Below are 7,584 nucleotides of genomic sequence, written 5' to 3' on the forward strand. Positions count from 1 at the left end.
CCTTCTCCCAGATTTGGGAGAAGGGGAGCCAGAATTTCAAAGTCCCTCTCCCAGATATGGGAGAGGGATTTAGGGTGAGGGCGAAAACTCCGGTTCTCAACTTAGATGAAGTTTAATTAAACGTAAGATGCTTAATATTCAGGGAAGTCAGGAGAAAAACTTCATTCTGTCTCTTGTCTCCTGAGTTCTTGATATCGGGTTGATATTTTATAATGTTGATCTACTTATCACCTAGTTAGGGAAATTGCCATGACTCTTGCGAATCAATCAGGGAAGTAAAGAATAGGGAGTAGGGGTATGCTGTAAGCTGAGGTTATAAGTTACATAATTATTGAATCAAATCACGGAGTCTTTTATGCGGTTGCGCTTACTCACGGTCGTTTTTATTTCCTGTCTCATCACCTTTCTATCGTGGGCGATCGCTCCCACATCTGTAGCCCTGACACAGATTAAACTATTTGATGTATCTTATAAAGATTGTCCACCAGAACTAGCACAAGGGGCTGTTATCAGTAGTGGTAGCGCAGCTGCCAATTGTTTTATTGTCATTGGCAAAGCAGAAAATGCTACTAATAAAATAGCTTACGACGCAGATATTTTTGGACGCATCTATGATGCCAATAATGACTCAGTAATGCAAAACCGCACTCGCTTAGGCTCTATTGCTGAGGTGCCACCAGGCATTAGCGATTTTGAATTGAGAATTTCTGTACCGGCAAATCAGCCCTTACCTTTAAAGTTAAAGCAGTTCAAGGCTGCCGGATTTAGCGGTCAAGTGCGTAAGTAATAAATTTTAACTTTTCCCGCTAGAAGTCCCGCACTTTATCAAAAAATTCGGTGTCGGGATAAATAGTGTACAAATAAAAATAGTCTTCTTCACAGAATGTAGCATGTAGCGATGTTCCTCTGATAGTAAAATCCTACTTTAGGAATAGTTCTCTAATTAAGAGATTTCCTAATGATTTCAACATCTAATTCTAATAATTCTGCTATTTCCTGAATACTTAGCCATTTTTGTACTAATTTGGGTATCAATTTTAACTTTAGTTCTAGCTTTAGTTCTTCTTTTACTTCTTCTTTCGCTTCTTGATAAACTCTGGTTTGTTTGAGTAAATTTAAATTCAGCATAGCTTCTATCTCCTCTCGGTTAAAATTAGGAAACTTGTAAACAATAATCTCTTCTATAAATTCTAAAACTTTTCTTTGGATAAGAACATCGGCTAATTCCAATCTAGCTTTGTCAATTAACTGTTTAGCAAGCTCTGGTGCTTTGTTGTCAGTTTCTACAACCAATCGGACAATTCCTACACCCAGAGATCCTTCGGCTACTACCTCAAGTTCATCCAGATAAAAGCAGCGTAAATGAGGCTCTAATAAGGCATGATAACGTAAAGGACAGGCTGTTTCATTGCTGTGCTTATCATAAATGACTATTGCATACCATTCAGAAGTAACTGGTTTATATTGAGAAAAGTAAAGGAAAATACTTGTAAATAGACGGTCATAAAATTCTTCATCTTTGTAAAACTGAACTTCTACAAAATAACGCGGTTCATTACCAAATTCTTTTAGGGGAGAAAATACGCCATCTAAACGAAAAGAACGTTGTTTAATTTCTGGTGCAATAAACTCATAAGCATTGGTATTAGTATTAGATTGACCAATAAGTTAAAATCAAATACTAGGAAATTGTTGAAATATATCGTAAAATATAGCGTCAGTTTTCAATTATTGCATCCATAATTAGCCTTGAAATTGCATAAGTCTGAGCTAATTAGCCCAGACCTAAAATTCATTAGTTGAAGTGCAGCAAACTGCAAATTCTGCCTTATCAGATGCCTTGCAGACCACCACCTACTAGTTGAAGCAGTATAATAGCTAACATTGGAGAAAAATCCATCCCACCCAATGGGGGAATAATTCTGCGAAACAGATTGAGATAAGGATCGGTTATCTGGCTCAAAGCGGCAAATGGTTGGTTGTACCAGTTGATTGTGGGGAACCAGGTCAATAAAACCCGAATAATTAGCAAAAGAGTATAAATCTGGATGAAAGTAGCCAGAGTGTTAATCAGAAGGTACATGGATTTGTTGGTTTCCTACTAAGTGTCAAACGCGGTCTTATCTTTTAATTTTAATTTAGTCCATGTCATGGTGTTTGCAGATTCCACCCAGATTTACCACACTTGACACTTTCACCACGCCTGAATAAATCTCAGGAATCTTTAGTGAGGGAGCGGTCATTGGTTGCTTGGGGTGAACCGGCATTAACATTTCCCAGTTGCTTCCGCACTTCATCAATTGTGGCATTTAGCTGGGCAATTTTATCTTCTAGCGATCGCCTAGCCGTTTCTATATTAATACTCTCACTTTCTGAGGCTTTCATCTGACGCCGCTTTGCTGCTATTTTCTTAGCTTCGGCTTGGCTATCTGTCAGTTCTGCCTCCTCATCTGCTAGCAATTCCGGCTCGCGTCGAGAAGCAATCAGTGCCCCGACGATACCGCCAAATACGCCACCAACAAATGCCCCCGCTAAAAAACCACTGCCAAAACCATCTCGCTGACTCATATCTTTACCGCCTTCAACAAACCTTGCAACTTTTACAGTAGTTATGCTATTTCCCTGCCCTAGCTGCATACTAACTTAAGTCCCAAAGATGCGATCGCCTGCATCTCCCAATCCCGGTACAATATATCCCTTGCTGTTTAGTTTTTCGTCAATAGTTGCCGTGTAAATTATCAAACCTGGATAAGCTTCACTCAGTTTTTGCAAAGCTGGTGGAGCCGCCACTACACAAACAATCCGCATCAGGGCAGCATCAGCACCCCGTTGTGTCAATTCTGCCATTACCGCCATGATCGACCCTCCTGTTGCCAACATCGGATCGGTAATTAACACTCGTGTTTGGGGGTCAAATTTTTCTGGTAACTTGTTCAGATAACAATGAGGTTGCAGTGTTTCTTCATCTCGCGCCAAGCCAAAGTGGTAAATCGATGCTAAAGGTAATAAAGTCTGCGCTCCCTCAAGTAAGCCTAGTCCAGCTCGCAAAATCGGTACTACTGCCATAGGCATTTGCGGATCAATCACAGTTGCCAGACAGGTATCCAAGGGACTCTGCACCGATATTTCTTGAGTCGGCAACCAGTCTCGCACAGCTTCATAAGTCAGCCATCTTCCCAACTCAGTCATCGCACTGCGAAATAATACTGAAGGTGTGCCTGCATCACGGGCAACTGCCAGCCAGTGTTTGATCAGAGGATGGGGTGGAACATAAACGCGCAATTGTAGCGTCATAGGCAGAAAAGTGGGACTTTTTATTGTATAAGAACTGAAACACCATAATACTCTTTCCTGCATCCGGCTGACGGCTAAAATTAACACTCTCAATTTTATTGATAAAAATTTTCATTAGTACTTGACATTTATTCTCAATCAAGGCTATATTCTTCTACAGTGTTCTCCTCTCTTTTAAGGATCGGCAGACGGGATTAGCCAGCAGCAGCAGGCTCGTCCCTCTTTTTTTTTGATTGGGGCATTGGGCACTTGTACTGAGCGACGTCGAAGTAGCGTTGCCGTTGGCGCAGCCTCTCGTAGAGAAGTATGGTGCATTGAGCATTAGTAAATATTGGTTTACTCTGGACTAATGACTAATGACTAATGACTAATGACTAATGACAAAATTGATGCGATCGTGATTGGGTCTGGGATTGGCGGATTAGTAACAGCGACCCAGTTAGCCACGAAGGGAGCGAAAGTGCTGGTGTTGGAACGTTATTTGATTCCAGGTGGGAGCGCTGGTTATTTTGAACGCCAAGGCTATCGATTCGATGTTGGCGCATCAATGGTTTTTGGGCTGGGAGAAAATGGTACTACTAACTTACTCACCCGTGCATTATCAGCTGTAAATGTCAGCCAAGAAGCGATCGCAGATCCAGTGCAGATTCACTATCATCTACCCCAAGGTTTAGACTTGAAGGTTGACCGGGTTTATGAAAAATTTTTGCAAAATCTTATTGCTCATTTTCGCGATGAAGAAAAGGGGATTCGTCGCTTTTATGACGAATGCCAAAAAGTATTCAAGTGCCTTAATAGCATGGATTTGCTATCGCTGGAAGAACCTCGGTATTTACTGCGGGTATTTTTACAGCATCCTTTGGCGTGTCTCGGTTTAGTCAAGTATCTGCCTCAAAATGCCGGGGAAGTGGCGCGGCGCTACATCAAAGACCCGCAATTATTAAAATTTATCGATATGGAATGTTATTGCTGGTCGGTGGTTCCATCAGACATGACACCAATGATTAATGCTGGGATGGTCTTTTCTGACAGGCATTATGGCGGAGTTAACTATCCTAAAGGCGGAGTCGGACAAATTGCCCAAAAACTGGTGGAAGGTCTAGAGAAGGCTGGAGGTAAGATTCAGTACCAAGCTAGAGTTACAAAAATTCTTACAGAACAGGGAAAAGCCGTAGGTGTGCAACTGGCTAATGGTAAAGTATATCGGGGTAAACGCATAGTTTCTAACGCTACACGCTGGGATACATTTGAACAATTATTACCAGCAGATGAAATGCCAGATAATGAGAAAAAATGGCAACAAAATTATCAAAAATCTCCCAGCTTCTTGAGTTTGCATATAGGGGTAAAGAAGTCAGTTTTAGCAGTGGGGACAGAGTGCCACCATATTTTGCTGGAAGATTGGGAAAAGATGACAGCAGCAGAAGGTACACTTTTTGTTTCGATTCCCACATTGCTTGACCCAGATTTAGCACCAAATGGATATCACATCATTCATGCCTTCACGCCTGACTGGATTGATGATTGGCAAGAACTTTCTCCAAGTGAGTACCAAGCGAAGAAAGAAGAGGCGGCTTGGCGAATTATTGACCGCCTAGAGAAGATTTTTCCAGGTTTAGATGCCGGATTGGACTATTTAGAAGTGGGGACACCGCGCACCCATCGCCGCTTTTTGGGTCGTGAAGATGGCACTTATGGGCCAATTCCCCGGCGCAAGTTGTGGGGGTTATTGAAGATGCCCTTTAATCGCACAGCTATTCCAGGACTTTATTGTGTAGGGGATAGTACCTTTCCGGGTCAAGGGTTGAATGCAGTCGCTTTTTCTGGGTTTGCTTGCGCCCACCGCATTGCCGTAGATTTAGGATTTTAATGTACATCAATCAAGGTGATCATAGGAATAGCCTATGCATAATTTACAAAACTTTTTAATCAATTGTGCTTTAATAGTGAGCGGTTTTTGTTTGTTCAAGAATTTTCCTCATACGAAAAAAGCGCTGGAACCTCAAATTAAAGCCTTAATGACTCGCTACAGTTTTCTGAAAATAGGAATGTTTTTCCTGAATTTGGATACTGGGGATTATTTGGATATTGGAGGCGATTGACGATAAAATGGCTGCCCTGTGGTTAATTGATGTCTTGCAAAGATTTTTTGAATTGGTATTAGATTAGATAATTGTGATTTTATTGGCGGCTCTACTAGCTTTTTCCCTAGCCTCTTGGACATTAACACCCTTCGCCAAAGCTACGCCCATTCGTCGATATGCATGAGCATTAGGTTTACCAAATAATCTAATATCTACATCTTTTTCTGACAAAGCATCGGCTACACCACCAAAAACTATAGAATCAGATTTTTCGGAAGCTAAAATTACCGCACTCGCTGATGCTCCTAGCTGTTCTATATGAGGAATTGGCAAGTCTAAAATAGCTCGCAGATGTAGTTCAAATTCATTGAAATTTTGTGAGATTAATGTCACCATTCCCGTATCGTGAGGTCTGGGAGAAAGTTCGGAAAAAATAACTTCATCTTGGGTAATGAAAAACTCAACCCCAAAAATTCCGGCTCCTCCTAAAGCATCAGTAACTTTTATGGCTATTTCTCTTGCTTTTAATATCTTATCTTCAGAAATTAGTGCAGGTTGCCACGATTCTTGATAATCTCCTCGTTCTTGGCGATGACCAATAGGAGAACAGAAAATTGTCGGTGCATTCCACTGTTTAATTGTCAGTAAAGTTATCTCAATTTCAAAGTTAATAAATTCTTCTACGATCACCTTTTGACTGTCTCCTCTAGAATTAGCGATCGCATAATTCCAAGCTTTCTCAAACTCACTTTTATTCTGCACTACAGACTGACCTTTACCAGAGGATGACATCACAGGTTTAACAACACTAGGAAACCTAATTTCATCCGAAACAGCAATCAATTCTTCTAGAGTTATTGCATAACCATATTTAGCCGTTCTGATGCCTAATTCTTGATGTGCCAGTTCCCGAATTCTGTCGCGGTTCATTGTATAGTTAGTAGCAGCCGCAGTCGGTATAACTGTAATTCCTCGCTGTTCAAATTCGATCAGTTTTTCTGTTCTGATTGCTTCAATTTCTGGTATAATAATATTTGGCTGATGTTTTGTGACTACAGCTTCTAAATCATCAGGACTGAGCATAGAAATAACTTCATAAGCATCAGCAACTTGCATCGCCGGAGCATTAGCGTAGCGGTCAACGGCAATCACATAATTACCAAGACGTTGAGCTGCGATCGCAAATTCTTTACCGAGTTCTCCTGAACCCAGCAACATCAATTTTTGGGGCAACTTAATACTCATTAACTTATCCAGATAAATCTCAATTTAATAATTTTATAATTTTTTGTGTTTTAATTACCATCTTCTCAAGAATTAAAGCCTCGGCTCCGCTCGGCTTTAACAGTGAGCGTTCGCGCAGCGTCTCGCAGAGAAGCCGAACTGTTAAATCTAGCTCCGCGTACTTGTAAATCTTGACGTTGCAGATGATTTAAACCAATACTAACACCAAGCTGACAATTATCTACTAAAGTCTCTAACCAAATAGTCTCGTCAAGAGTTGCGCCTCGTAAATCTGCATTTCTTAAGTCAGCTTTCGTAAAATTTACAAATAAGAGGTCTGCATTCACTAAACTACTAACTTGTAGATTTGCTTCTGATAAATTTCCTCGGATGAAGTTTAGACCATCTAAAATCAAACCAGATAAATCTGCTCCTATAAGAAACTCTGCTTCTGTAACCCGCGCCCCCGCACCCAAAATTACCAAAGTATTCCCTTTTTCTAACCATTCCCGCTCTTGACTATCCAGTATCGTTTCCCTTGGATAGCCGTTTACCTGTAGGAGGGTAACTGGGCTGTTCTCTGGCTGAATATCACTAAAAGGCTTTTGCCATCGCTTGATAGAAATTCCCTGCTCTTGCATAAAAGCATACCAAGCACTATAGCCATTGGAGGCGCGATTATAGGTAGAGCCAATGTTAATTTTAGTATTATTGGGAGCTGCGATCAAACTAAGTAAAACGATTGCTGCTAGTGCGATTGCTCCCATCCAGGCAAGGCGATTTGAACGTTTCATTTTCGACTTTTACTATAATCACTTCGTTTCAGTATTACTAGTGTTAATACTTACTTATTTTTCAGGTAAAGTCAAAAATATAATTAATTTTATCTCTGTTTCCCAGCACTACGCGCTCTCTATATGTGACTGCGCTCTATGACATCTTACGGTGGTATTCCCAGGAAAGCTCTCAGAGCAGTTTTATA

7 protein-coding genes and 3 pseudogenes are annotated in these 7,584 nt (G+C 40.8%); 3 read left to right on the top strand and 7 right to left on the bottom strand.

Translation table 11 applies throughout. From position 1 onward, the window contains the following. Positions 1-355: 355 nt before the first annotated feature. Positions 356-787, top strand: a complete 432-nt coding sequence (locus tag ACYTXL_RS04455; protein WP_461923663.1) for a biotin carboxylase — start codon at positions 356-358, stop codon at positions 785-787. Positions 788-939: 152 nt separating this feature from the next. Here ACYTXL_RS04455 and ACYTXL_RS04460 read toward each other — a convergent pair whose 3' ends face one another. The 4 genes from ACYTXL_RS04460 to upp all read right to left on the bottom strand — a co-directional run bounded on the left by ACYTXL_RS04460 (position 940) and on the right by upp (position 3,294). Continuing rightward, positions 940-1,665 (bottom strand): Rpn family recombination-promoting nuclease/putative transposase, encoded by a 726-nt coding sequence (locus ACYTXL_RS04460; RefSeq protein ID WP_461923667.1) that lies wholly within the window; start codon positions 1,663-1,665, stop codon positions 940-942. 166 nt (positions 1,666-1,831) lie between these two features. Further along, positions 1,832-2,083: a YggT family protein gene (locus ACYTXL_RS04465; RefSeq protein WP_292804799.1), complete on the bottom strand. Its 252-nt coding sequence runs from the start codon at positions 2,081-2,083 to the stop codon at positions 1,832-1,834. A 131-nt stretch (positions 2,084-2,214) separates the two neighbouring features. Further along, entirely contained in the window at positions 2,215-2,568 is a 354-nt protein-coding gene (locus tag ACYTXL_RS04470) for a hypothetical protein (protein ID WP_461923668.1), read from the bottom strand. Between the two features lie 75 nt (positions 2,569-2,643). Beyond that, a complete protein-coding gene (gene upp / locus ACYTXL_RS04475) occupies positions 2,644-3,294 on the bottom strand; it encodes a uracil phosphoribosyltransferase (RefSeq protein ID WP_461923664.1) in 651 nt (216 codons plus the stop codon). Between the two features lie 370 nt (positions 3,295-3,664). Between upp and crtH the strand changes: the two genes are divergently transcribed. Both crtH and ACYTXL_RS04485 read left to right on the top strand, forming a co-directional pair. After that, positions 3,665-5,164: a carotenoid isomerase gene (gene crtH, locus ACYTXL_RS04480; RefSeq protein ID WP_461923665.1), complete on the top strand. Its 1,500-nt coding sequence runs from the start codon at positions 3,665-3,667 to the stop codon at positions 5,162-5,164. Between the two features lie 124 nt (positions 5,165-5,288). Continuing rightward, positions 5,289-5,393: pseudogene (locus ACYTXL_RS04485) on the top strand (serine hydrolase); the annotation flags it as partial. A 66-nt stretch (positions 5,394-5,459) separates the two neighbouring features. Here ACYTXL_RS04485 and purT read toward each other — a convergent pair. From purT to ACYTXL_RS04500, 3 genes and pseudogenes are all read right to left on the bottom strand, one after another. After that, positions 5,460-6,623, bottom strand: coding sequence for a formate-dependent phosphoribosylglycinamide formyltransferase (gene purT / locus ACYTXL_RS04490; protein ID WP_461923666.1), 1,164 nt, complete (start codon positions 6,621-6,623; stop codon positions 5,460-5,462). 65 nt (positions 6,624-6,688) lie between these two features. Beyond that, positions 6,689-7,042 (bottom strand): annotated as a pseudogene (locus ACYTXL_RS04495) (pentapeptide repeat-containing protein); the annotation flags it as partial. Continuing rightward, positions 7,043-7,396 (bottom strand): annotated as a pseudogene (locus ACYTXL_RS04500) (DUF4350 domain-containing protein); the annotation flags it as partial. Positions 7,397-7,584: the final 188 nt, after the last annotated feature.

It is taken from the genome of Nostoc sp. (assembly GCF_054880495.1).

Excerpts from the sequence above, each read along its gene's own strand:
- ACYTXL_RS04455 (WP_461923663.1), top strand. The coding sequence starts at position 356 with ATGCGGTTGCGCTTACTCACGGTCGTTTTTATTTCCTGTCTCATCACC.
- ACYTXL_RS04465 (WP_292804799.1), bottom strand. The coding sequence starts at position 2,083 with ATGTACCTTCTGATTAACACTCTGGCTACTTTCATCCAGATTTATACT.
- ACYTXL_RS04470 (WP_461923668.1), bottom strand. The coding sequence starts at position 2,568 with ATGAGTCAGCGAGATGGTTTTGGCAGTGGTTTTTTAGCGGGGGCATTT.
- upp (WP_461923664.1), bottom strand. The coding sequence starts at position 3,294 with ATGACGCTACAATTGCGCGTTTATGTTCCACCCCATCCTCTGATCAAA.
- crtH (WP_461923665.1), top strand. The coding sequence starts at position 3,665 with ATGACTAATGACAAAATTGATGCGATCGTGATTGGGTCTGGGATTGGC.
- purT (WP_461923666.1), bottom strand. The coding sequence starts at position 6,623 with ATGAGTATTAAGTTGCCCCAAAAATTGATGTTGCTGGGTTCAGGAGAA.